The following is a 1,295-nucleotide window of genomic DNA, read 5'->3' as shown; positions in this document are numbered from 1 at the left end:
CAGTGGGGGATACCGGTGCGAAAGTGCCGACAATCCCGCATACGGTGGTGTCTTGCAAGAGGCACCAGGAAAGCTTTCTGCCGGAGGGCGGGAGGCGCTGCAGGAGGGGCCTGCGCCCGATTAGCTAGTTGGTGGGGTAATGGCCCACCAAGGCGACGATCGGTAGCTGGTCTGAGAGGACGATCAGCCACACTGGGATTGAGAGACGGCCCAGACTCCTACGGGGGGCAGCAGTGAGGGATCTTCGGCAATGGGCGAAAGCCTGACCGAGCGACGCCGCGTGCAGGAAGACGGCCTTCGGGTTGTAAACTGCTTTTCTGGGGGAAGAGAGAGGACGGTACCCCAGGAAGAAGCCCCGGCAAACTACGTGCCAGCAGCCGCGGTAAGACGTAGGGGGCGAGCGTTGTCCGGAGTTACTGGGCGTAAAGGGCCTGTAGGCGGTCGGGCAGGTTCCGGCTGACAGCCCGCGGCTTCACTGCGGGAGAAGCAGGAAGACGGTCTGACTTGAGGGCCACAGAGGGACAGGGAATTCCCGGTGGAGCGGTGAAATGCGTAGAGATCGGGAAGAACACCGAAGGCGAAGGCACTGTCCTGGGTGGTACCTGACGCTGAGAGGCGAAAGCTAGGGGAGCGAACGGGATTAGATACCCCGGTAGTCCTAGCCGTAAACGCTGACCACTAGGTGTGTGGGGAGATCGACCCCCTGCGCGCCGAAGCGAACGCATGAAGTGGTCCGCCTGGGGAGTACGGCCGCAAGGCTAAAACTCAAAGGAATTGACGGGGACCCGCACAAGCAGCGGAGCGTGTGGTTTAATTCGATGCAACGCGAAGAACCTTACCAGGGTTGGACAAGCACGCTGAGGGTCCAGAGATGGGCCGGCCCGCAAGGGAGGCGTGCTCAGGTGCTGCATGGCTGTCGTCAGCTCGTGCCGTGAGGTGTTGGGTTAAGTCCCGCAACGAGCGCAACCCTCGCTCTCGGTTGGAAGTCTCCGAGGGGACTGCCGCGCACAACGCGGAGGAAGGTGGGGATGACGTCAAGTCAGCATGGCCCTGACATCCTGGGCGACACACACGCTACAATGGTCGGGACAGCGGGCAGCGACCCGGCGACGGGGAGCCAATCCCTTAAACCCGATCTCAGTGCAGATTGCAGGCTGCAACCCGCCTGCATGAAGGAGGAGTTGCTAGTAACCGCCGGTCAGCACACGGCGGTGAATACGTTCTCGGGTCTTGTACACACCGCCCGTCACACCACGAAAGCCGGCAACACCTGAAGCCGCTGGGCGAACCCCTCG

General features: G+C 62.2%; 1 rRNA gene. It reads left to right on the top strand.

The annotated features are described in order from the left end of the window. Positions 1-1,295 (top strand): 16S ribosomal RNA (locus tag BGC09_RS21980); the annotation flags it as partial.

This window comes from Thermogemmatispora onikobensis (assembly GCF_001748285.1).
Lineage (GTDB): Bacteria > Chloroflexota > Ktedonobacteria > Ktedonobacterales > Ktedonobacteraceae > Thermogemmatispora > Thermogemmatispora onikobensis.
This window is presented reverse-complemented; position numbering and strand designations above follow the sequence as displayed.